Source organism: Steroidobacter sp. (genome assembly GCF_036402275.1).
Lineage (GTDB): Bacteria > Pseudomonadota > Gammaproteobacteria > Steroidobacterales > Steroidobacteraceae > Steroidobacter.
The window spans coordinates 578,708-603,272 of sequence record NZ_DASWTF010000036.1 but is presented as its reverse complement, the minus strand read 5'-3'; the positions used below and the strand labels follow the sequence as shown (position 1 = coordinate 603,272).

The 24,565-nt window shown below is 61.9% G+C and carries 18 protein-coding genes and 1 pseudogene; 8 read left to right on the top strand and 11 right to left on the bottom strand.

Annotated elements, in window-relative coordinates:
* Positions 1 to 117: 117 nt before the first annotated feature.
* The 3 genes and pseudogenes from VGD45_RS34185 to VGD45_RS22255 all read right to left on the bottom strand — a co-directional run.
* A pseudogene (locus tag VGD45_RS34185) lies at positions 118 to 1,254 on the bottom strand (serine hydrolase domain-containing protein); the annotation flags it as partial.
* Positions 1,255 to 1,341: 87 nt separating this feature from the next.
* A complete protein-coding gene (locus VGD45_RS22260; RefSeq protein ID WP_331157551.1) occupies positions 1,342 to 4,332 on the bottom strand; it encodes a TonB-dependent receptor in 2,991 nt (996 codons plus the stop codon).
* 34 nt (positions 4,333 to 4,366) lie between these two features.
* A complete protein-coding gene (locus VGD45_RS22255) occupies positions 4,367 to 5,797 on the bottom strand; it encodes a transglutaminase-like domain-containing protein (protein WP_349263337.1) in 1,431 nt (476 codons plus the stop codon).
* A 219-nt stretch (positions 5,798 to 6,016) separates the two neighbouring features.
* Here VGD45_RS22255 and VGD45_RS22250 point away from each other — a divergent pair, with 219 nt between their 5' ends.
* The 4 genes from VGD45_RS22250 to VGD45_RS22235 are packed head-to-tail and all read left to right on the top strand — an operon-like array spanning position 6,017 to position 10,530.
* The gene (locus VGD45_RS22250; protein ID WP_331157549.1) at positions 6,017 to 7,183 is read left to right on the top strand and encodes a DUF819 domain-containing protein; all 1,167 of its coding nucleotides are present in this window, start codon (positions 6,017 to 6,019) and stop codon (positions 7,181 to 7,183) included.
* On the top strand, positions 7,180 to 8,577 hold the full coding sequence (locus VGD45_RS22245) for an SH3 domain-containing protein (protein WP_331157548.1): 1,398 nt from the start codon (positions 7,180 to 7,182) through the stop codon (positions 8,575 to 8,577). Before VGD45_RS22250 ends, VGD45_RS22245 begins: the two co-directional genes overlap by 4 nt.
* A 7-nt stretch (positions 8,578 to 8,584) precedes the next feature.
* Positions 8,585 to 9,676, top strand: coding sequence for a dipeptide epimerase (locus VGD45_RS22240; RefSeq protein WP_331157547.1), 1,092 nt, complete (start codon positions 8,585 to 8,587; stop codon positions 9,674 to 9,676).
* A gap of 5 nt (positions 9,677 to 9,681) precedes the next feature.
* A complete protein-coding gene (locus tag VGD45_RS22235; protein ID WP_331157546.1) occupies positions 9,682 to 10,530 on the top strand; it encodes a MurR/RpiR family transcriptional regulator in 849 nt (282 codons plus the stop codon).
* Positions 10,531 to 10,533: 3 nt separating this feature from the next.
* Here VGD45_RS22235 and VGD45_RS22230 read toward each other — a convergent pair whose 3' ends face one another.
* The 3 genes from VGD45_RS22230 to VGD45_RS22220 form a co-directional block, all read right to left on the bottom strand.
* Complete coding sequence (locus VGD45_RS22230) at positions 10,534 to 11,553, bottom strand: LacI family DNA-binding transcriptional regulator (protein WP_331157545.1); 1,020 nt, start codon at positions 11,551 to 11,553, stop codon at positions 10,534 to 10,536.
* Positions 11,554 to 11,661: 108 nt separating this feature from the next.
* On the bottom strand, positions 11,662 to 13,452 hold the full coding sequence (locus VGD45_RS22225) for a lysophospholipid acyltransferase family protein (protein WP_331157544.1): 1,791 nt from the start codon (positions 13,450 to 13,452) through the stop codon (positions 11,662 to 11,664).
* 153 nt (positions 13,453 to 13,605) lie between these two features.
* Entirely contained in the window at positions 13,606 to 14,148 is a 543-nt protein-coding gene (locus VGD45_RS22220; RefSeq protein ID WP_331157543.1) for a sigma factor-like helix-turn-helix DNA-binding protein, read from the bottom strand.
* A 256-nt stretch (positions 14,149 to 14,404) separates the two neighbouring features.
* Between VGD45_RS22220 and VGD45_RS22215 the strand changes: the two genes are divergently transcribed.
* Positions 14,405 to 14,881: an SRPBCC family protein gene (locus tag VGD45_RS22215; RefSeq protein ID WP_331157542.1), complete on the top strand. Its 477-nt coding sequence runs from the start codon at positions 14,405 to 14,407 to the stop codon at positions 14,879 to 14,881.
* A gap of 25 nt (positions 14,882 to 14,906) precedes the next feature.
* On the top strand, positions 14,907 to 15,710 hold the full coding sequence (aac(3)-IV, locus tag VGD45_RS22210) for an AAC(3)-IV family aminoglycoside N-acetyltransferase (RefSeq protein ID WP_331157541.1): 804 nt from the start codon (positions 14,907 to 14,909) through the stop codon (positions 15,708 to 15,710).
* Here the strand turns inward: aac(3)-IV and VGD45_RS22205 are convergent.
* The 3 genes from VGD45_RS22205 to VGD45_RS22195 all read right to left on the bottom strand — a co-directional run bounded on the left by VGD45_RS22205 (position 15,668) and on the right by VGD45_RS22195 (position 19,050).
* Positions 15,668 to 15,943, bottom strand: coding sequence for a hypothetical protein (locus tag VGD45_RS22205; RefSeq protein ID WP_331157540.1), 276 nt, complete (start codon positions 15,941 to 15,943; stop codon positions 15,668 to 15,670). The two genes, aac(3)-IV and VGD45_RS22205, sit on opposite strands and share 43 nt — an antisense overlap.
* A 234-nt stretch (positions 15,944 to 16,177) precedes the next feature.
* The gene (locus VGD45_RS22200) at positions 16,178 to 16,924 is read right to left on the bottom strand and encodes a hypothetical protein (protein ID WP_331157539.1); all 747 of its coding nucleotides are present in this window, start codon (positions 16,922 to 16,924) and stop codon (positions 16,178 to 16,180) included.
* A 419-nt stretch (positions 16,925 to 17,343) separates the two neighbouring features.
* The gene (locus VGD45_RS22195; RefSeq protein WP_331157538.1) at positions 17,344 to 19,050 is read right to left on the bottom strand and encodes a diguanylate cyclase; all 1,707 of its coding nucleotides are present in this window, start codon (positions 19,048 to 19,050) and stop codon (positions 17,344 to 17,346) included.
* 283 nt (positions 19,051 to 19,333) lie between these two features.
* On the opposite strand from VGD45_RS22195, the gene VGD45_RS22190 reads away from it, so the two are divergent.
* A complete protein-coding gene (locus VGD45_RS22190) occupies positions 19,334 to 19,993 on the top strand; it encodes a DUF6134 family protein (RefSeq protein WP_331157537.1) in 660 nt (219 codons plus the stop codon).
* A 39-nt stretch (positions 19,994 to 20,032) separates the two neighbouring features.
* Here VGD45_RS22190 and VGD45_RS22185 read toward each other — a convergent pair whose 3' ends face one another.
* Both VGD45_RS22185 and VGD45_RS22180 read right to left on the bottom strand, forming a co-directional pair.
* Positions 20,033 to 21,175, bottom strand: a complete 1,143-nt coding sequence (locus VGD45_RS22185) for an acyl-CoA dehydrogenase family protein (RefSeq protein WP_331157536.1) — start codon at positions 21,173 to 21,175, stop codon at positions 20,033 to 20,035.
* Between the two features lie 12 nt (positions 21,176 to 21,187).
* Positions 21,188 to 22,399 carry an acyl-CoA dehydrogenase family protein gene (locus tag VGD45_RS22180; protein ID WP_331157535.1) on the bottom strand — a complete coding sequence of 404 codons (1,212 nt, stop codon included), beginning with the start codon at positions 22,397 to 22,399 and terminating at the stop codon, positions 21,188 to 21,190.
* A 378-nt stretch (positions 22,400 to 22,777) separates the two neighbouring features.
* Here VGD45_RS22180 and VGD45_RS22175 point away from each other — a divergent pair, with 378 nt between their 5' ends.
* Positions 22,778 to 24,451 (top strand): long-chain fatty acid--CoA ligase, encoded by a 1,674-nt coding sequence (locus VGD45_RS22175; RefSeq protein ID WP_331157534.1) that lies wholly within the window; start codon positions 22,778 to 22,780, stop codon positions 24,449 to 24,451.
* The last annotated feature ends 114 nt before the right edge of the window (positions 24,452 to 24,565 follow it).

Below are 24,565 nucleotides of genomic sequence, written 5' to 3'. Positions count from 1 at the left end.
CTTGGTCGATGTCGAGGCATCGACGTGCGCCGCCGCGAGTTCGTCCGCATACGATGCTATGGGGCGAAGCTTGTCAGGCGCAGTGATCAACTTGGCCAGCGCGCTGTTGAGTACGATGCGAGCCTGCGAGCCTTCGCCGTTGATCATGAAGACAAACCCGGCACGCTTGTCCGGAAACAGGTTCACCGCCGAATACATGCCGGCGAGCGTGCCGGTGTGAGCCACCCTCCATACGCCGTCAACGTCCGATAAGCGCCAACCATAGCCATAGGCATTCACGTGGCTGCCATCCCACGCGCGTTGCCGTCTGCCGAGTGGCATGGGCGTATGTGCGCTCCAGAGCGCTTCGCGTTGTGCGGACGAGAGCCAGCTCGCGCCGTCAGTCGACAACATCTCAGCGCTCAGCCAAACGCGCATCCAGGTGAGCATGTCATTCAAGCTGCACCGAATGCCGCCCGCAGCCGCGGCCGTGTCGGTGGAAATGAGTTTGCTGTCGGCACGGATGACGACGTTGCCGTCGCCGCGGCGCATGTGCGGCTGAGCGACGTTGCCGACGACATCGCGATCCCACTCACCGACCTGACAGCGCGTCATGCCGAGCGGTCCGAAAACCTCACGACGCATGAGCTCTTCATAGGTTGCACCACCCGCGGCGGCGGCCACTTCGCCGGCGACGACATACATGAGATTGTCGTACGCATACTGCGAGCGGAAACTTTGCTGAGGCTTCAGATGCGCGAGCCCCGCAAGAATGTCGGCGCGTGTGAATCGATTCGGCGTCGGCCATAACATCAGATCGCCCGCGCCTTCGCGCAGGCCCGAGTTGTGAATCAGCAGATCGCGCACCTGAATCTGCTGCGTCACCCACGGATCGAACATCTTGAATTTGGGCAAATGCTGAACCACCGGATCGTCCCAGCGCAGCTTGCCGGCATCCACCAGTCGGGCGAGCAGGGCAGTGGTCATGGCCTTGCTGTTGGAGGCGATCTTGAACAGCGTGTCGTTATCGATCGCCTGATTGGAACCGGCTATCAATTCGCCGGCCACGCGCGTGTGAACGATGCGACCGTCGACGATCACGCCTAGCGCCATGCCGGGCAGGCGATACCTCGCCATGACTTCATCGAAGATGCGATCGATGGCGGCGCGGTCCGTCTTCTCCTCAGCGGCGTTGCTCGTGCGGTTGGACGAGCACGAGCTCAACGAGGCGAGCAAACCGACGGACACGAGCGCAGCGCTGAACAAACGAAGCATGACGAAAATGGCTCACCTGGACTGGGCTATCAAGCATAAAGGCGGCCCGCTCCATGCGGGCCGCCCTATCGTGCGTAAGGCCGAGGGTCAGAAATCGAGCTTCAGGGTCAGCAGGCCATAACGAGCTGGCTGATAACCCGTGCCGACGCCATAGTCGCTGTTGCCGTTCGGCAGCACCGCGCCCAGCATGTCATCCGTTTCTGTGACACGCTGCTGGTTCAGCAGATTGTACACAGACAGCTGCACGCGCAGATCCGCCGCCGAGAACGAATGTTTGTAGGTTACATTCGCGCCGAGGTCGAACAGCCACGGCGTTGTGCCAGCGGAACCACGCGGACGCAACTCGTATTGTCCCGTTTCTTGATTGAGGACGAAGAAGCTATAGAAGCACTCGGCGTCGTAAGGATTGCACTCGCCCAGCGCGTTCTTGGGACGACCCGACTGCACCGTGAGCGTGCCGCCAAGCTCCCAATGCTCGCCGAGCGCATAAGCGCCGCGCACCTTGAGTTGATGACGACGGTCGTTGGGCAGATAGCCGTAGGAGCCGAAGTTCACCCAGGGGTTGTCGAAAGCCTCGGTGCGTCCGGTATCGCCGAAGTTGGTGTCCGAGTTGATGGGGCCTTCGGCATTGCCCTTGGCCCAGGACAGCGTGTACACGGCGTTGAACGACCATAGGTCGTCCCAGGCGCGATCGATCATCAGCTCGAGCGCTTTGTAATTGCGCTTCGGCTTGGGATAGCCGACATCGCCGAGGTAGTTGCCGGCGTCATCGTACAAGGCCCAGCCGGCCTTGCCGGTGTCGACAGTCACCCAGCCGTCATTCTCGCCGTCGCAGTTGGTGTCCGAATAGATGGTGACCGGCTCTCCCGGATTGCCCATCACGTAGCCCGCCGAGACCGGCTCGCCGTCGCAGAAGACGCCGGTGGAAGTGATTTCCATATCGTCGATGGCATTGTTGAGCTTGCGATAGATGCCACGCACGCCCCATGACCACTGCTCGCCGAGCATCGACTGGAATCCGAGGATCAGTTCGTCCTGATACACGGGGTCCATGTCGGCATCGACTTCGCCGCGCAGATCGCCGACCGTGCCGTCACCCTGCGAATCGTCCACCGCGCCGAACTGAGCGCCGAGAATCGGCCGATAGCGTGTCACGCCGTTATAGTCGAACGGCTCGAAGCCTTCGAAGTAGTAGAAGGTGCGGCGATCGAGGAAGCCGCCGGCCTGCTTGATGTTGATCACATTGGCGACCGGCAGGAAGTAGCGGCCGGCGTTGCCGAAAATCTTGCTGCGCTGGTCGCCTTTCACGTCCCATGAGAAGCCGAAGCGCGGCGCGATCATGTCATCCATCTTGATGTACGTGTCGCCCTCGCCATTTTTATTGTCGAACGCTTCGACGCGGATGCCGGCATTGAGCAGCAGGTTGGGCGTGATCGACCAGTTGTCCTCGAGGTAGTAAGCCGAGTTGATGGTCTCGAACACACCCTCGACCTCGTTCTGGCGCACGCGCACGTAATCGGTGCCGATGCCGATGGGCACGAAGTTGACGTTGGTCGAGATCGCCCGGTTGACGTCATAGAGCAGGCGGTCCGGTCCCGGGTAGTACTGGATGTAATCCGAAGTGTTGGTCTCGTGATCCAGGCCGAAGCGCAGTTGATGTTCGCCGAGCACCCACTCGAAATCGAGACGTGCGGCCTCACGCGTGTCGTCTCGTGAGCTGACGCTACCCGAAGTGGTACACCCGACATCGCCGGCGCCGCCTGGCCGCAAATCCCGCACGCGCGAACACTCCAGGTCGTTCTGACTGTAACGGGAGTAGTCGCGTTGGTTCTCGCCATACAGCGCTTTCGCCGAGAAGTTGTCGGTCAGGTAGGCCGTGTAAGTAGCAGACCAGTTCAATCCGCCATTTTCGGTGAAGCGCGTCTGCTGGTAATTGCCCTTGGCGCGCGCGGCATAGTCGAAACCGAATGCGTCGCGCTCTTCCTCGTTCTCATCTGAAAACGCCAGCAGCTCGAGCAGATTCCTGTCGTTGATCTGCCAGTCGATCTTGGCGCCCCAGAAGCCGTTGTCTTCCTGCGCCTCGTAAATGATATTGGCAGTGTCAGTGGTGTAGTCGTTCTGATAGTCGCGCGCTTCGTACAAGGCGAAGAAGAACAGCTTGTCCTTGACGATGGGGCCGGAGGCGTAAAATGTCGCGGTGGTCCTGTCGTACTCGTCCTGGCTGCCAATGAGTCGTGGCGAGCCGTCGCCGTTGAAGCGATCGGTTTTACTGCTCTGGAGCGAGCGCGGCTCCCAGGCGACTTCGGTGCCGTACTCGAACTCGTTGGTGCCGGAGCGGGTCACGGCGTTGATGACGCCTCCGGTGGTGCGGCCGAACTCGACCGAATAGCCGCCCGTCTTGACCTGAAACTCCTTGTAGAACGCGTAGGGCACTGCCGAGGCGCCGACACGATTGTAGAAGTCCGTGACATTGAGGCCGTTGATGTAGACCGTGTTCTCGGCGATCGACGAGCCGCCGAAGGAGACGCCGCAGTAGTCGTTGTCGCACAGGCCGCTGTCGCCCTTGGCGAGGCCCGGCGCCAGCAGCGCCACCGACTGAATGTCACGTCCGACCGGCAGGCGTTCCAGATCGTCCCGTGTCAGGTTGGTTGCGGACTCGGTCGAACGGACGTCGACGGCCCGAATGACGCGGCTGCCGACCACGAAGATTTCCTCGACGTTGCTGAGATTGACCGTCACGTCGGCGGTCGTCGCGGTGCCGAGGCCGACGGTCGCTTCCGTGAGCTTGCCCAGCGCAGAGCCATTGCGCGACCCTTCGACGATATACTTGCCCACTGGCAAGTAGGGAAAGCGATAGGAGCCATCGGCTTCGGCTTTCACCGTGCGTGTGAATCCCGTCTCCGGATTGCGCACCGTGATTTCGATGCCTTCCAGCGAACCTTGATCGCTGGCAATGATCTTGCCGACGAGCGAGCCGTCGCCGCTCGCGGCATGCGATACGTGCAGCGGCAGCGTCGCCGCGAATACAGCGGTGGCACCCAGTTTCAGCGCCACCTTCAGCGCAGCTCTGAGCGACATGTTTGTTTTCATACACCCTCCCGGCCAGTGTTTGTTATCGGAGAATTGCATCCTGCGGCGACGGCAGCAGCGTCGCCTCGAAGTCGTAATCCCAGCGGTCGAAGTACAGATTGCCGCCGCGCCACTCCACCTCGCCGCGTTGCAGATCGACGGTTTCGGAGCGGAAATGTTGTTTGGCCGGTACGAATGGCTGGCTGTAGTCGTCGTTGAAGGCGACGCGATAGGCGTCGAACGAGCCGAGGTAGAAGGCATCGAGCGCGGGCTCTCCGGAATTCAGCCGGCCGAAGGTCACATCCATCGGCACCCAGCCGTACGGCGCCAGGTACAGCCAGCCCCAGTCGTGCATGTTGTTGTAGGCGCCGTCGGAGAAGATCCAGCCCGATTGCCAGCGGGCCGGAATGCCGTTCATCCGTAACAGCGTCATGAGCAGCAACGTCTGTTGACCGCAGTCCGCATGGCCGGCGCGCAATGCATAGTCGCTGATGTTGCTGATCGTCGAATATTCCAGAGCGCCAGCCCACGGAATGCGATCCACTGCTGCGAACAGCTTCTGCGCGATTCGATACGGATTCTTTTCATCGCCGACGACTTCACGCGAAAACTTTCGCATCTCGTCCGTGAACACGATGTGCGGAGGGCGTTCGCCCAGGTACGGAGCCAACGCCGCCGACGTTGTCACTGGAACGACTTTGTCAGCGTCGATCTGCCGGTGCTGCCCATAGATGGTCAACTCATAGGTCAGCGAGAATTGCGTGGGTTTCTTCGCAGTCGCCGCTTGCTCGAAATAGACCGTGCGCTGTAGCGCCGACTCGGGCGCGATCTGATGCTTGGCGGGTGTGCTCTGAATGAACTGGATGTTTTCTTGCTGGCCGGGAATGGAGCGCGGGTAGGGGATCCAGGCTCGAAGGGTTTCTCCGGCGGGCACGGCGTCGGCATCGACTGAGATCGATTGCGTGATGCGCACGCGACGTGGCGCGACGGCATCGCGACCGGTCTTCTTCGCCTGTTCCAGCACCTCGCGGTGGTGAGCATGCGGTTGCTCCAGCGGGCTGTCGTTGAATGGCGTTGGGTTCGCTCGACGGGCGCGTGCTTCCGCGCTCAGCCGGAACAGATTCGAGGGCGCGCGATTGAAGTACCACTTCTTGCCATCGATGACGCGGGATTCGAGCAACCCGGCCGCATCCCAGGCCGCGAACTCCGCATCCTTCAAATCCGGAATTTGTTTGCGGACTCGCGCTTGCGCATCCATCGCCGTGAGGCTGAAATCCAGCAGAATGCGCCGCATGCGCTCACGTTCGAACTCGTAAGCGTTCCGTTGCTCGGAAGAAAGAGAGGAGGAGCGAAGGGCGTTGTCGATGGCGCGCTGGGCATCGCTGAATGCGCCGTCGTCCACGAGCTGTACTATTGCAGCCACGGGCTGCGGGTTCGTGGAGATCCCGTCGGCGCTGAGCGCTGGGCAACTCATGGCGGCGATCAACGCCAGTACTGCGACAGAATGCGTTCGAGCAGTCACTTGAGGGTGTCCACGTCGGCGAAGGTTGGCTCAGGCGCGGTGTAGTAATGGTGTAACACGCCGCCGAAGTCGTGGTCAATAATTTATTCTTGATTCAAAACGAAGAAGAAGCGAATATTCTGAACCCATGCGAACGACTCGAGCGGACCCCAACTCAGACGACGTGCCGCGATGATCGAGACGGTCTGGCCGTATCTCGCGCTCATGCCGCTGGCCGCCGGAGTGTTCCCGTCGTTGGAAAAGCGTTTCCAATGGCGGGTGTTCAACGTGCTGCCGCCGATCGTCTGGACTTATCTGTTTGTCACGGCGCTGGCGGTGGCCGGGGTCTGGAACGCGACGCCTGAGATTCAGGGAGCGCAGCGGACGCTGACTTCGCTGCTGCTGCCGGCTCTGCTGTTTCTGTTGATGGTCACCTGCGACTTGCGAGCCATTCTCGCTGTCGGGCCGCGGGTGCTGGCGGTCTTTGCCTGCGCGATGCTGAGTATTCTTGTGGCGATCGTTCTGACCTTTCTGCTGTTCCGATCGCTGCTGCCAGTGGAAGGATGGAAGATGCTGGCGGCATTGAGCGCCACCTGGACTGGAGGCTCGGCGAATCTGGTGGCGGTCAAGCAGGTCATTGGCCTGTCGGAGAACGCGTTGCCCGCCGTGCTCCTGGCCGATGCACTGTGCTATTCGGTCTGGGTGCTCGTGTTGTTTTCCACCGGCGCGTTCGCACCGATATTCAATCGATGGACGCGGGCGGATCGTGACGGCCGAGAGTATCCGCAATTGGCGCCGGTGGCTTCGACCGGGCCGGCCAAGGCGGCAAACATTCTGTTGTGGCTGGCGCTGGGGATGGTGGTCGGCATGGGCGCTGGTCGCGTCGCCACGATCATGCCGACCTCGACGATGCTGACGCAGACGTCGTGGACAGTTCTGTTTGCGACAGCCGCCGGTTTGATCGTCGCTCGCACGCGGTTCGCTCGTATTCCAGGCTCGGCGACGACCGGCTCAGCGCTGTTGGCTTTGCTCGTTGCCGTTCTTGCATCCCAGAGCAATTTCCGTGGCCTGGCATCCGCGCCGCTCTTTATTCTCTGCGCCTTCACCACGATGTTGTTGCACATCGCGATCCTCGCGGTGCTGGCGCGCGTCTTCCGATTCGACATGTACTTGTGCGGCATCTCCTCGCTCGCGCAGATCGGCGGCGTGGCGTCGGCGCCGGTGCTCGCTGCTACATATTCGCCAGTGTTGGTTCCCATCGCCATTCTGCTGGCCATGCTCGGGCTGATCCTCGGGACCGGCATGGGACTGTTCATGGCAAGCGTGCTGTCGGCGCTGGCCCCGGCGGGAGCCGCATGATGCTCAGGCATTCGCTATTGTTGTCGCTGGTGGTTCTCGTCGCGGGTTGCGCTGGCGCGCCGGGCGAGAAATCCGACACTGGATCGACTACTGGCGTTATCGGCGTGGACGCTACTCATCTCACTCCGGAATACTGGACTCGGCTCGCCCCGCGCGCGAATGCGATCGTGCTCGATGCGGCGGAAATTGCCGAGCAGAACGAGCGGTTGAAACAAACCGACCCATCGGTGCGCGATATCGAACGTCTGCCTGCCTCGCTGACAGCCGCTGACGTGCGTCAGTGGATCGGGGCCATGTCGGCGCGGCCGGAGCGGAAGCTATTCGATGCCGAAGGACAAGAAGTCGCTGCGGCGCGCGTCGATGAGTGGATGGCCGCGTTGAACCTCGACGCGGTTCCTTCGACTCAACCGACACGTTACGCCATGGTCGTGCGGCGAGCCGACCTGCGCACGTTTCCGACCAGGGCGCGCGTGTTCTCCAGCACGGACGACACCGACATCGATCGCTTTCAAGAGAATGCGTTGTTTCCTGGAACGCCCGTGGCGATTGCGCACGCGAGCCGCGACGGGAAATGGCTGTTTGTCGTCAGCGACCTCTACAGTGCCTGGATAGAGCAGGAGGCCGTTGCCGAAGGCAGTCGTGAGATCGTCTTTGCGTATCCGCGCAAGTCGCCGTACCTCGTCGTGACGGGCGCGAAGGTGCACACGGTCTTCACGCCTGAGCGGCCTGAAGTCTCCAGCGTGCAACTCGAGATGAGCGCGCGCGTGCCCGTGATGGCGGACTGGCCCATCGAGGCGCCGGTCAACGGTCAGCATTCATACACCTCGCATGTCATCGAGCTGCCGTATCGCGCCGCCGATGGTTCACTGCAGTTCTCGCCGGCGCTGCTGCCGAAGCGGCAGGACGTGCAATCCGATTATCTGCCGCTGACCCGCGCGAACATTGTGCGCCAGGGGTTCAAGTTCCTCGGCGAGCGATACGGCTGGGGGCACTCGTACGACGCGCGAGATTGCAGCGGTTTTGTTTCCGAGGTGTACCGCAGCTTCGGTGTGCAGCTGCCTCGCAATACCCGAGATCAAGGCGTGAGCCCCGCGTTCAATCGCATCGCGCTCACGCAAGCCGACGATCATGAAAAACGCGTGGAGCTGCTGCGACAGGCGCACGTCGGCGATCTCATTTATATTCCCGGGCACGTGATGATGGTCATCGGCCAGGACCCGAGCGGTCCTTATGTGATTCACGACACGACCGGGATCAGCTTTCGTCGCGGCGCGGGTGACATCGAGCGCGCCAGATTGAACGGCGTCTCGGTCACGCCCTTGCTGCCTCTATTGCAGAGCGAGGGCCAGCCCATGATCGACCGCATTTACAGCATTCAGCGAATCCGGCACTGAGACCATCATGAAGATCACGGATATTCGGTATGGCATGTTGCGCGTGCCGTTGAAGACCCCGTTCAAGACAGCGCTGCGCACCGTGGATATCGTCGAAGACATCGTCGTCGAGATTCACACCGACACGGGTCACATCGGCTATGGCGAGGCGCCGGCCACGGCGGTGATCACCGGCGACACGCACGGCTCCATCGTCGAAGCCATCGCCAAATTCATCGCCCCGCGCCTGATCGGGCAGAACATCGCCAATCTGAATCGCATCACGCAGTTGATCCAGACGTCGCTGGAAAAAAACTCCAGCGCCAAGGCGGCGGTCGAGATCGCGGTGTATGACTTGTTCGGGCAGCTGTACGACGCGCCGCTGTACAAGATGCTCGGCGGCGGCGATCCGGTCGTGACCACGGACATCACCATCAGCGTGGATTACATCGATAAGATGGTCGCCGACTCCATCCAGGCGGTGGAGCGGGGCTTCGAGGCGCTCAAGATCAAGGTGGGCAAGGACATCGGCGTCGACATCGAGCGCGTCAAGGCGATCTACGCGGCGGTCGAGGATCGGGCGCTGCTGCGGCTGGATGCAAACCAGGGCTGGACGGCGAAGCAGGCCGTGTACGCGCTGCAGACGCTGGAAGACGCGGGGGTGAGGCTGGAACTGGTGGAGCAGCCGGTCAAGGCGCAGGACCTGGATGGGTTGCGCTATGTCACCGAGCGGGTGCATACGCCCATCATGGCGGATGAAAGCGTGTTCGGTCCGACGCAGGTGATCGAGCTGATCCGGATGCGCGCCGCCGATATCATCAACATCAAGCTCATGAAGACCGGCGGCATCTCCAGCGCCATTCACATCGCCGACATCGCGGCGCTCTATGGTGTGGAGTGCATGATCGGCTGCATGCTCGAAACCAGCATCAGCGTGGCGGCGGCTGTGCACCTGGCGGTGGCCAAGGCCAACGTGATCACCAAGGTGGACCTCGACGGTCCGTCGCTGTGCGCGTTCAATCCGGTCGATGGCGGTGTGATTTTCAACGAATCGGAGATTTCGATCACGGATGCGCCGGGTCTGGGCATTCGGGAGATTCGAGGTCTGGAGAGGTTGTGAGTTAAATGTCGCCGCTCGTGAAAATTCGCGCGGAACGGGATCAGATGTCGGCGATCGAGCGCCGCATCGCCGATTTCATGCTCGACAACGCGCACCTTCTGCGCGACTACTCGTCGCAGCAGCTGGCCGACGCGTTGCAGATCAGCCAGTCGAGCGTGGTGAAGTTCAGCCAGAAGCTGGGTTTCAAGGGATATCCCGATCTCAAATATTCGGTCGGCGAGGCTGTCGCGCGCGCCAGTGACGGGCAGGTCAAGACGGCGGCCAGGTCCACTCGCGCGGCGGCGCGCGAGTCGCTCGCTGAGACGTTGTGGCAAAGCAAGTCGAGAGCCGAGGAGGAAACACGGCTCATCAATGACGCAGAGAAGCTCAGCGAGATTGCTTCGATGCTCGGCCGCGCCGGCAGGGTGTTTTGCATTGGACTGGGCGACGATGGCAGCGCCGCGCAGGCATTCGCCCAGCGCCTGGCGCTATTAGGAACATTAACGGTTCATCACGCCGATCCGGTGCGCATGACCGCCACCAGTTCGAGCGCCGAGCGTGGCGATGTGCTGATGGTGTTCTCGGAGCAGGGCCAGCAAGCGGCGCTCAATCAGCTGTCTCGCCAGTTTCGGGAGCGGCACGGCAAGGTCATCTCCGTCACGCGCCACACCTCCAATCCGCTTCGCGCGCATGCGGATGCTACGCTGCTGGTGTCGGCGCATGACGAGCGTTCGCACATCCAGCCATTGTTGTATCAGTCAGCCTTGCAACACTTGCTGGATCAAGTGTTCGTGCTCATGTGCGACGGCGATCGGCTGGAGCAGCTCAATACGAATCTTGAGCATATAGAGCACTTGCTCGATCCCAAGCTTTGAAGGCTACTTGGTCTTTGCCGTCGGCCGCGGCGGTGCGCTCGACTCCCGTTCGATCAGCGTACACGGCAGCACCTTCTGCGTTCGCTTGTTTTCGTCCGCGCCAGCGGCCATGGCAGCCGAGTGCAGCAGGCGAATGGCGCTCTGGGCCATTTCGGCAATGGGCTGGCGGGCGGTGGTAATTGCCGGTGAGACGATGGAGGCGATGGGTGTGTCGTCGAAGCCGACGATGGTGAGATCTCGCGGCACGTCGAGGTGATGTCGATGAGCGACGGAGATCGCGGCGGCGGCCATGTCGTCGTTGCAGGCGATGATGGCCGTGCATTCCGGGAACGAGGCCAGCATCTTTTCGGTGGCTTCGAGGCCCGATTGGAACGTGAAGTAGCCTTGTTCGACGGGACATCGTTTGATGCCGGCCGCAGCCATCGCGCGCATGTGGCCGCGCAGGCGCTCGGCTGCGCCCTTGGAGGCTGGAACGCCGGCGATGAAGCCGATGTGACGATGGCCGAGCTCGATGAGCCGCGCGGTCATGCGGCCGGCGATATCGAAGTGGTCCGCCGAGATGCTGAGCGGATGAATCTCCAGATTGGCGGGCGAGATCGCCACCCAGCGTGCCTGCGCCTCGCGAAGCAACTTCAGCACGTCGGGGGCGTCGCAGGCAGGCGATGGCAACACGAACGATTGCACGCCACTGCGCAGGAGCGCGGCGATCTCGGCTGTGCGGTCGTGCGTGTCGGCATCGGCCGTGAGTGTCAGCTGCATGCCCAGCTTGCTCGATTCCCTGAGGGCGCCGGTCAGCAGCTCGCTCAAGAACGCCTGGCTGGGATTCGAATACACCAGGCCGACGCGCGAAGGGCCGGAGCCGGCGAGGGCGCGGGCCGAAACGTTGAGTCGATAATTGAGTTTCTTGACCGCCGCGAACACGCGTTCCTGCAACGGCGCACGCACCAGATGCCCGCCTCGCAAGACACGCGATACCGTCATGCGTGAGACGCCGGCCGCAGCCGCCACGTCGTCGATGGTCACTTCTTGAACTTGACGGCGTGGTCGCCGCTTTTCTGCCCGCGTAGCCAGCTGAGTCTCCGCCTCGAATGAGCCCCCCGGCGCCAGAATGCGCTGGGGCTCGGCGGGGCGTCAAGATTGCTGGCTGAGCCTGGTCGCTGCCGGCTGGCTTGCGAGGAAAGTCTCCGCCGCTTCACGGCCCATGTACTTGTAGAGCTCTCGCGGTTCGACGCGCGTCAGATCGACGACGATCATGCCGTCCACCACGTCGCTGAAGTTGGCGTCGACGTTGAAGCCCACGACACGCCCGCCCAGCTTCAGATACTGACGGAGCAGCACCGGCACGCCCTTGCCGTCGGGCTCGATCTTTTCCATGAGCTCGGACAGGCCTTCGATATCGCCGAGCCCCGCCAGGTCGCCGCTCAACGCCGCCAGTGAGTGCGTCCGGCGGAATGGGCGGCGAGGGCGAATCAGTTGGGCGAGCTGATGGTCGAAGCAGCGGCGCTTGATGAAGTCCACCAGCAGCGCCTGCGAGTGCGGGCGATACTCAGCGCTCATGCTGACCGGTCCGATCAGCACGTGATAGCGCGGATGACGCGCCACGTACTGCGCGATGCCTTTCCACAGCAGCAACAGCGCGCCGAAATTTCTCTGATGCTCGGGCACGATGAACGAGCGGCCCAGCTCCAGCGCATTCCCAACGGCCCGCAGGAAGGGCGCGCCATAAGAGAAGAGGGAATGCGTATAGAGCCCGCGCCGGCCGTGCTTGGCGAGAATCTCGTCCACATGCCCGATGCGGTACGCGCCGATGATGGCGCGCCGCTGCGTGTCCCACGAAAACATATGGACGTAGTGCTCGTCGTACTTGTCCAGATCGCGACTGCGGCCGGTGCCTTCGTCCACCGCTCGGAAAGCAATCTCACGCAGCCGGCCAATTTCACGCAGCGTCCACGGGATCTGTTCGGGACGCGCGAACATGACTTGCGCGCCCTGAGTCGCAGCCAGCATGTTCTGCGCCGGCAAATTGGCGATCTCGGCCTCGATCAGCGCGGTGGCCACGGGCTCGGCGGTCGGCTCCGGCGTGCGAGCGACGCGACGCTGAACCGTGCGATGAGCTTCGAGCGCGTACGTGCTGAGGCGTAGCGATCGAGCCAGCGCCACATCGTCGGTTTCGTCGCGAAGTGTGCTTGCCTTGATCGCACGGCCCACGGTCACGGGAATGACGTGATTACGTTTGTTGAGAAACTCGTGCGTAAGCATGACGGTGCGCATCCGAGGATGCAGCAGACCCAGCGTTTGAAAGATCGAGCTGTTGCCGCCCCCAAAATGCATTGGAACCACCGGACAGCCCGCCATGCGCAGGAAACGCGCGGCCGTCGGATTCCATGGCGGATCGCAGACCCGGCCCGCGGACAGATGCAAATGCGACACCGCGCCAGCCGGAAACAGCACGATCAATCCACCATCCTGCACATGTCGCAGCGCTGCTCGCATGCCGCGTCCATTGGCTTTCGCGGCACGAGCCCCGCCGAACGCGTCGACGGGAATGATGACGTCGCGCAACTCCGGGATCCGTTGCAGCAGCTGATTGCCGATGAGCTTGCTGTCGGGGCGCAAGCCGAGCAGCAACTGAAGCACGTACAGGCCTTCGAGCCCGCCATAGGGATGATTGGCGACGACCGCGACCGGGCCGCTCTTGGGAATGAGATCGAGACGCGCGGCGTCGATCTCGAAACGAACCTGCAATATTTCCAGCGCCTCGCCCGCGAACTGCTCGGGGCTGAGATCGCGGCCCGCGAGCTGGCGATGAATGTTCGCCAGCCGTTGCAGGGCGAGGGCGCGCTCGGCAACGTTGAGAATGAGCGGACCGACTGCGGGCACGCGCTTGAGCGGTCCAGCGAGTTCGAACGGGGACGCAGACATCGGCATCGATGGCACATCTCACGCTTGAGATGGACGCCTAACTTAGTGCGCCAAGATGACAGGTTCGTTGCGCCGGCCCGGCGCGTGTGAAATATGAGCTCGCGCGCACAGGTTCGTGCGCGTCCCGATGCGTGGATCGGCGGAGTGGTTCAGTTATGGGTGAAGCGAGGTCAGCTTCATCGGCTTGTGCATCGATTTCGAGTGCGGCGGCTCTTCGGCGGGCAGTCCGCCGCCGCCATCGTCCGAGCCGTGCATTCTCATGCGCAGGTCCGAATAGGTTTTGATCAGCGAGCTTCGCACCGATCGCACGTCGGTGCCCATCAGTTCGGCGATCTCGCTGTGTTTCATGCCCTGCTTGAAGTGGCGCAGGATCTGGTAATCGGTTTCCGGCAGCTCTTCCAGGTAACGGTCCATGAGTGCTTCTTCGACAGGCCGGGACTGGAAGCCGAGCTGGCCGAGTTCCTGCACGGCGCGGTCGATGATGGGACGGGCGTCGAAGTCCTCGTCCGACGCCGATAGCTTGCGCAGATCCGCAGCGGTGCGGTCGAGAATGCTGCTCACTATGTCGGGCGGGTTGCCAGCGTCGGGTGTGAGCTTCGGCGCCTCCGCTTTTGGAACGTTCCGCCACCGGATACCACTGAGGCAATGTCCGATTGCGCGACGCAGCGAGCTCATCTTTTGTTCGAATGTCGGCATGAGTCTGCTCGTTATCTTCTCAGGCTGAAGAACCCCGATGGGAAGGCTAAAATATTTCGGCAGTAATGCACAATACGGGGCGCAGGCGTCCGAGCGCGCGAAATCGCAGGAATGCGCCTGTTTCTAAAAAGTGAAGCGTGTAAGTACGGATAAAACGGGGCGCTAAAAATTTTGCAACGGATGTCGGATACTCCGCGGCCCCAGCGTTCTTGAGCTGTAACGATTCGCATTAGATTGTTTCCAACGGAGTGACGACATGACGGAAGCTGCTGCCCCCATCGCTCAGCGCGAGCTGGTCCTGACCCGCATCATCGACGTGCCTCGGGCCAAGCTTTATCGCTGCTGGACCGAGCCGGAGCTGATCAAGAAGTGGTTTGCGCCGGCGCCGTGGACCGTGCCGACTGCCGAGATCGACGTGCGCCCGGGCGGTTCGAGCCTGATCGTGATGCGTGGCCCCGAGGGACCCGAGTTTCCGAATCGTGGCGTGTATCTGGACGTGGTCAAGAACGAGAAGCTGGTGTTCACCGACGCGTTCGTCAACGCCTGGGAGCCTTCGCAGAAGGCCTTCATGGTGGGCATCATCACCTTCGAGGAGCACGGCGGCGGGAGCAAGTACACTGCACGCGTGCAGCACTGGTCCGCGGAGGATCGCGACGCCCATGAGAAGATGGGATTTCACCAGGGCTGGGGTCTGTGCACCGATCAGCTCGCGGCGCTCGCCGCCACCTTGTGACGTTCGATGATGGAGAAGGCTTAGATTGAAGAGCGAGTTGAGCGTGGCCGACGTGGCGTCACAGCTGCGTCGGCTCGGAGTCAGACGTGGCGGCGTATTGCTCGTGCATACGTCGTTCCGCGCGGTCCGGCCAGTCGAGCGCGGACCCTTGGGCTTGATCGAAGCCTTACGCGATGCGCTCGGCACCGACGGCACTTTGGTAATGCCGTCGTGGACCGAGTTGGACGACGAACCCTTCGATCCGCTCACCACGCCAAGCGCGACGGATCTGGGTGTTACGGCGCAGATGTTCTGGCGATTGCCGGACGTCGTTCGCAGCGATCACTTTCATGCGTTCGCGGCCGTGGGCCCGCAGGCGCAATTCATCACTGCGGATCCGCTGCCTCTGCCTCCGCATATCCCTGCGAGTCCCGTCGGTCGAGTGCGTGACGCCGATGGACAAGTGTTGCTGCTCGGCGTGGGGCATGACGCGAACACCACGATGCATCTGGCGGAGCTGATCGCTGGCGTTCCCTATCGAACGCCGAGTTATTGCACCGTGCTGGAGAAGGGTCAGATCAAGCGCATCGACTACGGCGAGAACAATCACTGTTGTTCTCGCTTCGCATTCGCGGATGAATGGTTACGTGCGCGGGGATTGCAATCGGAAGGGCAGGTCGGTCACGCTCACGCGCGGCTGGCAAACTCGCGAGACATCGTCAGCGTGACCGTCGAGCATCTGTCCATTGACCCGCTGTTGTTCTTGCATCCCGTCGGCGCGGGATGCGGGGAATGCGAAGAAGCGCGTCAAACCGTCGGGACAGAAGCTCTCACCAGGAACATCGGCTGACTGCCCGTTTTCGATACGCTGATCCATTGCCACGCATCGATGCTCTCGGGCAGCTTGGCGCCGCCTTCGTCGATCAATTCGCAACCGCTATTGTGGCGGCTCACGCTCTGCGCCGCGGCGGCGGCCGATGGAAACGAGCCCACGAAATTGTCATTGAGCCACAACTCGCAGCTCGTGTTATCGCGCGAGGCGCGAATCGTCAGCGTTCCCGCAGGGATGGCAGTGGCGTACATAGGAACCTCCGTCCGCTAATCTCTTCGGGAGGATCACCTTATGCCTGCTGAGGTCCATTTTACAATGGTCTTTGCGTAGAAGAACGGCGACAGGTGTCGTTCGGCAGGTACGCGGGCGTCAGCTGGGCGCCTGAGGCGCGCGATATAACATAGGTTACCTTTTAGATAACGTATGTTACATCGCCGATTTCGTTGCATGCGCGCGTCATTCGCAACGAATGACGCGTGCCGGGCTTACTTCTTACCGTTCTTGCCCTTGGCGGGCTCGTCCTTGGCTTCTTCGGTCAGGCTCTTGTCGAGCTCGGGCAGGGCGGGCAGATCCTTCTCGTCCGTCAGCAGCGGCTTGAGCTGCTCGTGCAGCTTGCTCGCCAATGCGTGCGTCTCGGTGTAAGCGGTGACCAGCTTGGCGTTCTTTTCGTTCGCCTTGGTGAGCTGCTCTTCGGTCTGCTGCTTTTCCTTGCGCAGCGTGGCCATGTTGGACTCGGCCTGACGGCGGCCATCGGCCTCGTCCTGCTTCTCCTTGCGCAGCGCCTTGAGCTTCTTCACCACGTTCTCGGGCGTGTCCGCCAGCGCGGCATTGATCGCCTTGACTGTCTTGTCCTTCTCGGCGACGACAGCCTTCATCTGCTGCATTTCTTTGGTGAAGTTGGCGCGCTCGATCTCGATCTGGCGCGTGGCGTTCTCTTGCGCGGCGCGGACTTCGGCAGAGGTGGCCTCGGCGACGGTGCGCGCCTTTTCGGCGACCTGCAGCTTCTTCTCCATCTCGGCGATCGCCTGCTTGGCCTCCTGGCGGGCAGTGGCGACGCTCGAGTCGGCCTCGGCGATCTTCTTGATGACTGCGTCAAGCGCTACTTTGAGTTCATCCTGAGAGCAGTTGGGATCCAGCTTCAAGGCGTCGGTCGCCGACCGCATCAAAATCTGCTTGCTGATCGCAAGCTCTTTCCAAACTTTCAACTGCAGCTCAAGTTGCGCTTGTTCCACATTCACTTCCTGGGGTTGGTTACGGGGGGTAGACAAAACTAAGCTCGCCGGCAAAGCCAAAAAATCAGTCCAACGCGGATTGGGTCTTACACAGTCTCTGGGCCAATAGTCGGGCCGATCTTCAGGCAGACAAGGCAGCGGGAATTTTCGGGGCGCGGATTGTATGCCAAAAAGCGGCCGCTGGGACCGCCTCTAACGCCAGTTTCACGCAGGATTCGACTCAATTTGGGGTCGGATTCGCACTCAATTCGCTCACGACCGCGGCTCCGGATGTGTCGGAGCGCTCGCCGGGCGTTGGCCAACGATGGGGTTGGCCGTGAAAAATCCAAGGGTTAGGGCAATTAATTGTGGTCGATCGTAGGGGACCGCCTGAGTGCCTCGGCAGCTGCTGTCGGTCTTGGGGCGATTGGACAGAATCGTCACGCCGGTAACGCTCCGGCGATCTGGACGCGGTTCCGACCAGACCTTTTTGCATCATAGACGGCCGCATCCGCGCGAGCGATGAGGTGCTCGCCCCAGACGCCGAGGGTGTCGCTGGTGGCCACGCCGATACTACAAGTCAGCCGGATCGGCTCGCCGAAACCCTCCACGCGCACTTCCGCGACCCGATTCCGGATGCGTTCGGCGATCGGGCCCGCGGCTTCGATATCGGCGCTGCTCAGAATGACCACGAACTCCTCGCCGCCGTAGCGTCCGATGACGTCCGATTGGCGAAGCTCCTTGTGGATGGGATCGATGACGGCGCGCAGACACGCGTCGCCCGCCTGATGTCCGCGCGTGTCGTTGATTTCCTTGAAGTGGTCCAGATCGATGAACAGCAGCGCGATCGGCAGCCCGCGCGCTCGCGCTCGCAGGCACGCCGCTTCGAGGCGCTCCACCAGCGAGCGGCGATTCAACACGCCGGTCAGCGGATCGGTCTGCGCTCGCAGCTCCGCATCCGACAGTGCGAGTCGTTGGTCTCGCAGGCGGTCCGCCACGCCCAGCGCTATCAACACGGCGGCGGCCACCATGGACAGCGGCAATCCGTAATAGAGCAGGCCTTCGGCGCCCTCCGGATCGGTAAGCAGCAACCGGATCGCCACGGCGATGGTGAAGCCTTCCAGCAAGCCCCAGGCGATCAAAAACCAGCCGGCGGCCCGGTTGTTCCGCTGCCAGGCGAGGAAGGAGACGATCAGCGTGAAGATCGCGGAGCCCATGAAGACCAGATTGCCGATGGCGGCGACCACGCCGCCGAGGCCGATGTGCTGAGCCAGGTTGGCGAATGCGAGCACCACGAAGGTAGCGGCCATCCAGCCGAAGATCGTGTGGACGCGCGGCGAGTACAGACGCAGTTCGGCTATCTCTCGCACGAACAGACAGGCAGCGGCGCCGCTCAACGCCGCGGTCACATTCCATGTGTACGACATGACGGGAGCGCCCAGCGCCAGCACCGGCCATTCGAAGCCCTGTCCGGAGAGATACGCGATGTACAAGGCTTGCAGCGAGAACAGCGCCGCGTAGAACAACAGCAATCGGTCCGAGAGCACGAGCCAGATGAGCATCGACGAAACTGCCATCGCCATCAGCGCGCCAAAGGCGAGGGCGATCATTCGTGCGCGCTCGGCGCCCGTCGCCAGCGTCTGTTCAAGCGTGGAGACGGTGAACTGCAATCCTTCCCAACCTTCGCCCTGAGGATCGACGCGAACATAGAGGAGTTGCCCACGCGACAGCCGGTCGGGCAAAGCCAAGACGGCTTGATGCATGCCGCGGAAGCCGGGCAGGTAAGTGGCCGTACGCAGCTGAACGGTTCGATCGCCCTCGACCGTGAAGGCTTGAATCTGCAGATGACGGCCCTTGCTGACGTTCAGCGTCGGCACCGAGCCTGGTGCGGAGCTCTCTTCGGCGCGGAGTCGCAACCAGAAAGCGGTGTCGCGTTTGCGGGCGGCGGTGAAATCGAAAGGTCGGAAACGCGAATCGAGAGAGCCGCCGGTCAATGACTCGATGCTCACATCGGCTGCGGCGGGATCCAGCATCTCTACGTGCAGACTGCCGCCGCCTACCACGGGAGCCGCGGCGCTGCCGACGGACGGCATGGCCAGCAGGCAGGCGCCGAGCGCCCAAAGGCACGTCGCCAACCAATCACGCACGATGATGCCTCCCCGATGATGCCCCAACGATGCCGCTGCCGGACTTGTCGTTGAGAGCGGGCCGAATCGTAGCACGCTGCCGCGAATTCACATTGCAGCCGGGCCGGGATTGCGGATGACGCGTATGTCGTTTGAGCCATCCAGATCGGCGTGCGACGGCGATCGGTATCCCTGTGTGCACTGTCGTAGCGCATGGTCGATTGGGATTGGGCGAATCCTAAGCCGTCGGTTCAGCGAAGTCCGTTCAGGTTGTCCCCGTCAGGGGATGCAATGACTAGCTGAGATGAACTCGATCCGCAAGATTCTCGGACCCGGCTTGCTGGCGACCCTGTTGGCTGTGAGCTTGGGTTCCGCGGCGCGCGCCGATCAGACCTGGGACTTCCGGGTGTTCCTCGACGACAAAGAAATCGGCACTCATCGTTTCGATCTCATCGAACAGGGCGCCGAGCGTCAGCTCACCAGCCAGGCGCGCATGAAGGTCAAGGTGCTGTTCCTGAATGCGTACACGTACGATCACCACGATGTCGAGCATTGGGACGGCGAGTGTTTGAACACGCTTTCGTCCAAAACCGACGACAACGGTGAGAAACACCGCATCGAAGTGAAGCGCGCCAATCGCGAGACGATCGTGAAAAGGCTCGAGGGTCCCGGCAAGGGAGTGCAGTGGCTGGGCGAGTGCGTGATGACTTTCGCTTACTGGAACCCCGCGATGCTGCAGCAGACGCGCTTGCTGAACTCGCAGAATGGCGATTACGTCGATGTGAAGATCACGGACGCGGGGCTCGACTCCATCGATGTGCGGGGCGTGAAAACGCCGGCGCGGCGCTATGAGCTACGCAGCTTCAAGCTGTCGATCGACCTGTGGTATTCGGAGCAGAAGGAATGGCTCGCGCTGGAGTCGAAAACCGAGCGCGGACCGAAACTGATTTATAAGCTGAAGTGAGCGGGCGACTGCAGCGCCAGTCGCCCGCATTTGTGACAGTTACGCCGCGTTCGACGCAGAAATGAACTGCTGCGTGTGGAAGTCCGCGTCACCGAACGTGAGATCGATGGCGGTCAGCCGCTTGAAGTAGTGGCTCACCATCAACTCGTCGGTCATGCCCATACCGCCATGCAGCTGCACCGCCTGCTGGCCGATGAAACGACCCGCTTGGCCGATGATCGCCTTGGCGGCCGACAGCGCGCGTCGGCGCTCACCGGCATCCGTCTCGACGCATTTGATGGCGGCGAGATAGCTCATCGAGCGGGCCTGCTCGCTGTGCAGGAACATATCCGCCATGCGATGTTGCAAGACCTGGAAGCGCGCGATCGGCTGCCCGAACTGCTTGCGGCTCTTGGTGTAGTCGAGCGTGGTGGCGTTCACCGCTTTCATAATGCCCACCGCTTCGGCGCATAGCGCGCTCAGCGCTTGATCGTGCGCAGCTTCGATGGCCGCGAACGCTTTGCCTTCCGCGCCCACGAGGCTAGAGGCGGGCAGCGAGACTTTCTTCAACTCGATGTCGGCGGCGCGCTGGCCATCGATGGTGCCGTAGTCTTTCACGGTGACCCCGGTGGCCTTCGGATCGACGCGGAAGATGCTGATCCCATCAGTGTCGCCGACGCGACCGCTGGTCCGTGCACTGATGAGCAATTCATCGGCCGCGCCGCCGCCAACGATGACGTTCTTCACACCATCGAGCACGTAGCCGCTGGATGTTTTCTCCGCGCGGGTGGCAACGTAATTGATCTCGCCGCGCGTCTGCGGCTCCTGATGGGCGATGATGACGATGCGCTCGCCCGATGCGATGTCCGGCAGCAGTTGTTCGGCTGCGGCCTTGTCTGCGAGATGAGTCACCAATACCGGCGTCATTACAGCGGCGGCGAGGAAAGGTTCGAGAACCAGACCTTCGCCGAGCGCATTCATCACCAGCATCGTTTCCACCGGTCCGCTGCCCAAGCCACCATGCTCCTCCGGCACGTTGAGCGCCGTGAGTCCCAGGCCCGCCAGGGCCTGCCACTTCTCGCGGCTCCAACCCTGCGGCGTCTTGAGAATGTCGCGCCGGGTTTCGAAGGAATACTCGTCGCGCACGTAGCGCTGCACGGTGTCGACCAGCAGTTGCTGTTCTTCGCTGAAATTGAAATCCATGGAATTCTGCTCTTACAGTCCAAGAATCATCTGGGAAATGATGTTGCGCTGAATTTCGTTCGAGCCGCCGTAGATGGTGACCTTGCGAACGTTGCAATAGGTCGCGGCCAGCGGCGCGGCGTACTCGGGGCCGGCGACGCTTCGCAAGTCGCCTTCCTCGATGGAGGCGCGCTCGAAGGGCAGGGCGTACGGGCCCACCGCATACATCATCAGCTCGGAAATGGCCTGTTGAATCTCGGTGCCTTTGATCTTGAGAATAGAGGCTTCGGGACCCGGCGCGCGTTTCTCCGATTCGGCGGACAGAGCGCGCAGGTTGGTGATCTCCAGCGCCATCAGGTCCATCTCGACCTGCGCCACGCGAGCTGCGAACAGCGGATCCTCGAGCAGCGGACGGCCGTTCTTCGTTTCCTTGCGCGCGATGTCTTTCAAGCGACCCAGCTCGCGTTTGGACGCGCCCACGCCGGCGATGTTGGTGCGCTCGTGGCCGAGCAGGAACTTGGCGTAGGTCCAGCCTTTGTTTTCTTCGCCGATGCGATTCTCCACCGGCACTTTCACATTCTCGAACCAGACCTCGTTCACTTCGTGCGCGCCATCCATGGTGATGATGGGGCGCACGGTGATGCCCGGCGTCTTCATGTCGATCAGCAGGAACGAAATGCCCTGCTGCGGTTTCGGCGCATTGGGGTCGGTGCGCACCAGGCAGAAAATCCAGTCGGCGTATTGGCCGAGCGTGTTCCAGGTCTTCTGGCCGTTGACGATGTAGTGATCGCCCGATTCGTCTTTATGACGTTCCGCGCGACACTTGAGCGAGGCGAGGTCCGAGCCCGCGCCAGGTTCCGAATAGCCCTGGCACCACCACACTTCACCGCTGATGATTCCCGGCAAGAACTGCTGCTGCTGGGCGGGCGAGCCGAACGCCATGATCACGGGCGCGACCATCTTCAAGCCAAATGGAATGGTCCGAGGAGCGCCGGCCGCGGCCGCTTCCTCATCGAATATATGCATCTCCACCGGACCCCAGCCGGGACCGCCGAACTGCTTCGGCCAACCGGGGGCGCCCCAGCCGCGCTGATACAGGATTTTCTGCCAGCGGGTGTAATCCTGGGCATGCAGCGCCAGTCCGTTCTTGACCCGCTGAGCAATGTCCTGCGGGAGCTGATCGCGCATGAACTGGCGGACTTCGTCGCGGAACGCCAGCTCCGCGGGCGTGAAATTCAAATCCATGGAATGGCCTTTCTCTGGCTGCTGTGCAGAATGATAGTTCTCGATGCAGACGGGGATCATAGGGGCGGGCACGGCGCGTCCGCAACTTCCGAGCCTCGGGCAGACTCGCGCCAACAGCGGCGAGTTCCGCACTTTCGCTCCTTGCCTGCCTCTGGATGCTCACATACCTTGACAAATGGGCGGCTTGGTTGCGCTGTGCGAGATGTGATAGTTTTTCGGCAGAACAAGCGCCCGCATTGTGGAACCCAATGCGACATTCCGGAAGAATCCTGAAAGGCGCTGTGGGTGCCCGATCGACTCGCGAGCGAATGGCTTGGCCAAGCTGGCCGCGCGTGGAAGCGATCTGGCTTTGCTAAGGACTAGTGGGGGAATGGGCGCATGTCCCAAAAGCATTTCGATTTCTGGCCGGTCGGCCTGCCACGCAATATCACGGCCCCGGCGACCAACGTGTTTTACAACGTGGAAGTCTCGGCGGCCCGATTTCCAGACAAGCCATACGTGATCTTTTTCGAGGCGCCGCTCACGTACGCCCGTTTCAAGGACGAGGCCGAGCGGCTCGCGGGCTATTTGCAGAACGACCTCGGCGTGAAGGCCGGCGACCGAGTGTTGCTGGTGATGCAGAACAGCCCGCAATTCATTCTCGGCTACTACGGCATCCTGCGCGCGAACGCGGTCGTGGTGCCGGTGAATCCGATGAGCGTCACGGCGGAGCTCGAACATTACGTGCAGGACAGCGGCGCGACGGTGGCGCTGGTCGCTCAGGAAGTGTATCCGCAAGTGCAGCCGCTGCTCGGCAAGCAGCTTCAACACGCCGTCGTCGCGGCGTATAGCGATTACATCGATCCGGCCACGACGCTACGCATGCCAGAGGTCGTCAGCGCGCCCAGGCAGGCCATCGCGGATGACAACGTCACGTTGTGGACGAATGCGCTGGCGGCGAAACGCACGCCGGGTCCGTTGACCATGGGTTTCGAGGATCTGTGCGTGATTCCTTATAGCTCGGGCACCACGGGCCGGCCGAAGGGCTGCATGCTCACGCATCACAATGTGATGCATACATTGATCACCAACGGTTTCTGGTTCGGCGGCAATTCGAACACCAGTCAGCTGGTGGTCTTGCCGTTCTTCCATGTCACCAGCATGCAGGGTGGCATGAACGCACCGATGTACCAGGGCGGCACCATCGTGTTGATGTGCCGCTGGGACCGCGAAGTCGCGGCCGAGCTCATTCAACGCTACAAGCTGATGTCGTGGACCGCGATCTCGACCATGGTCATCGACTTCCTCGCCAACCCGCGTCTCAATGAATATGACTTGTCGTCGCTGGTCCGGGTATCGGGCGGTGGCGCGGCCATGCCCGCGGCGGTGGGTGAACGCCTGCAGCAGTTGATCGGCTCTGCATATATCGAAGGCTACGGTCTCACCGAGACGATTGCGCCGACTCACGTGAATCCGCCCGATCGGCCGAAGCGCCAGTGTCTGGGCATTCCTATTTTCAACACCGACTCGCGCATCATCGATCCGGAGACCTTGCAGGAAGTGCCGCAGGGAACCGTGGGCGAGATCGTCACACACGGTCCGCAGGTGTTCCAGGGTTACTGGCGCAATCCTGAAGCCACCGAGGCCGCGTTCATGCACCTCGACGGCAAGAAGTTCTTCCGGACCGGCGATCTGGGTTACGTCGACGAGGACGGTTATTTCTTCCTGGTCGACCGGCTCAAACGCATGATCAACTGCTCCGGCTTCAAGGTGTGGCCGGCCGAGGTCGAGGCGCTGATGTACCAACATCCGGCCATCCAGGAAGCCTGCGTGATTTCGGCCAAGGACGCGCATCGTGGCGAGACGGTGAAAGCCGTCGTGGTGCTGCGGGCGACTCACAAAGGCAAGGTGACGGAAGAAGAGATCATCGAGTGGACGCGCCAGAACATGGCGACCTACAAACATCCTCGAATCGTCGAATTCGTGGAGGCGCTGCCGAAGTCGGCGACCGGCAAAGTGCAGTGGCGTTTGTTGCAGGAAGCGGAAACGGCGCGGGCGGCGGCGCCCGTTTAAATGGCGGCAAATTTTCAAGGTATGGGTACATGGATGTACCCCGCCGCCGCAGGCGGCGGCTGCGAGGAAAAAACCACGTTTTTTTCCGAAGCAGCGCGAGGGTCGTGGCAGGAT

Excerpts from the sequence above, each read along its gene's own strand:
- VGD45_RS22225 (WP_331157544.1), bottom strand. The coding sequence starts at position 13,452 with ATGTCTGCGTCCCCGTTCGAACTCGCTGGACCGCTCAAGCGCGTGCCC.
- VGD45_RS22180 (WP_331157535.1), bottom strand. The coding sequence starts at position 22,399 with ATGGATTTGAATTTCACGCCCGCGGAGCTGGCGTTCCGCGACGAAGTC.
- VGD45_RS22240 (WP_331157547.1), top strand. The coding sequence starts at position 8,585 with ATGAAGATCACGGATATTCGGTATGGCATGTTGCGCGTGCCGTTGAAG.
- VGD45_RS22190 (WP_331157537.1), top strand. The coding sequence starts at position 19,334 with ATGAACTCGATCCGCAAGATTCTCGGACCCGGCTTGCTGGCGACCCTG.
- VGD45_RS22220 (WP_331157543.1), bottom strand. The coding sequence starts at position 14,148 with ATGCCGACATTCGAACAAAAGATGAGCTCGCTGCGTCGCGCAATCGGA.
- VGD45_RS22235 (WP_331157546.1), top strand. The coding sequence starts at position 9,682 with ATGTCGCCGCTCGTGAAAATTCGCGCGGAACGGGATCAGATGTCGGCG.
- VGD45_RS22255 (WP_349263337.1), bottom strand. The coding sequence starts at position 5,797 with ATGAGTTGCCCAGCGCTCAGCGCCGACGGGATCTCCACGAACCCGCAG.
- VGD45_RS22245 (WP_331157548.1), top strand. The coding sequence starts at position 7,180 with ATGATGCTCAGGCATTCGCTATTGTTGTCGCTGGTGGTTCTCGTCGCG.
- VGD45_RS22185 (WP_331157536.1), bottom strand. The coding sequence starts at position 21,175 with ATGGATTTCAATTTCAGCGAAGAACAGCAACTGCTGGTCGACACCGTG.
- VGD45_RS22250 (WP_331157549.1), top strand. The coding sequence starts at position 6,017 with ATGATCGAGACGGTCTGGCCGTATCTCGCGCTCATGCCGCTGGCCGCC.
- VGD45_RS22175 (WP_331157534.1), top strand. The coding sequence starts at position 22,778 with ATGTCCCAAAAGCATTTCGATTTCTGGCCGGTCGGCCTGCCACGCAAT.
- VGD45_RS22215 (WP_331157542.1), top strand. The coding sequence starts at position 14,405 with ATGACGGAAGCTGCTGCCCCCATCGCTCAGCGCGAGCTGGTCCTGACC.
- VGD45_RS22260 (WP_331157551.1), bottom strand. The coding sequence starts at position 4,332 with ATGTCGCTCAGAGCTGCGCTGAAGGTGGCGCTGAAACTGGGTGCCACC.
- VGD45_RS22205 (WP_331157540.1), bottom strand. The coding sequence starts at position 15,943 with ATGTACGCCACTGCCATCCCTGCGGGAACGCTGACGATTCGCGCCTCG.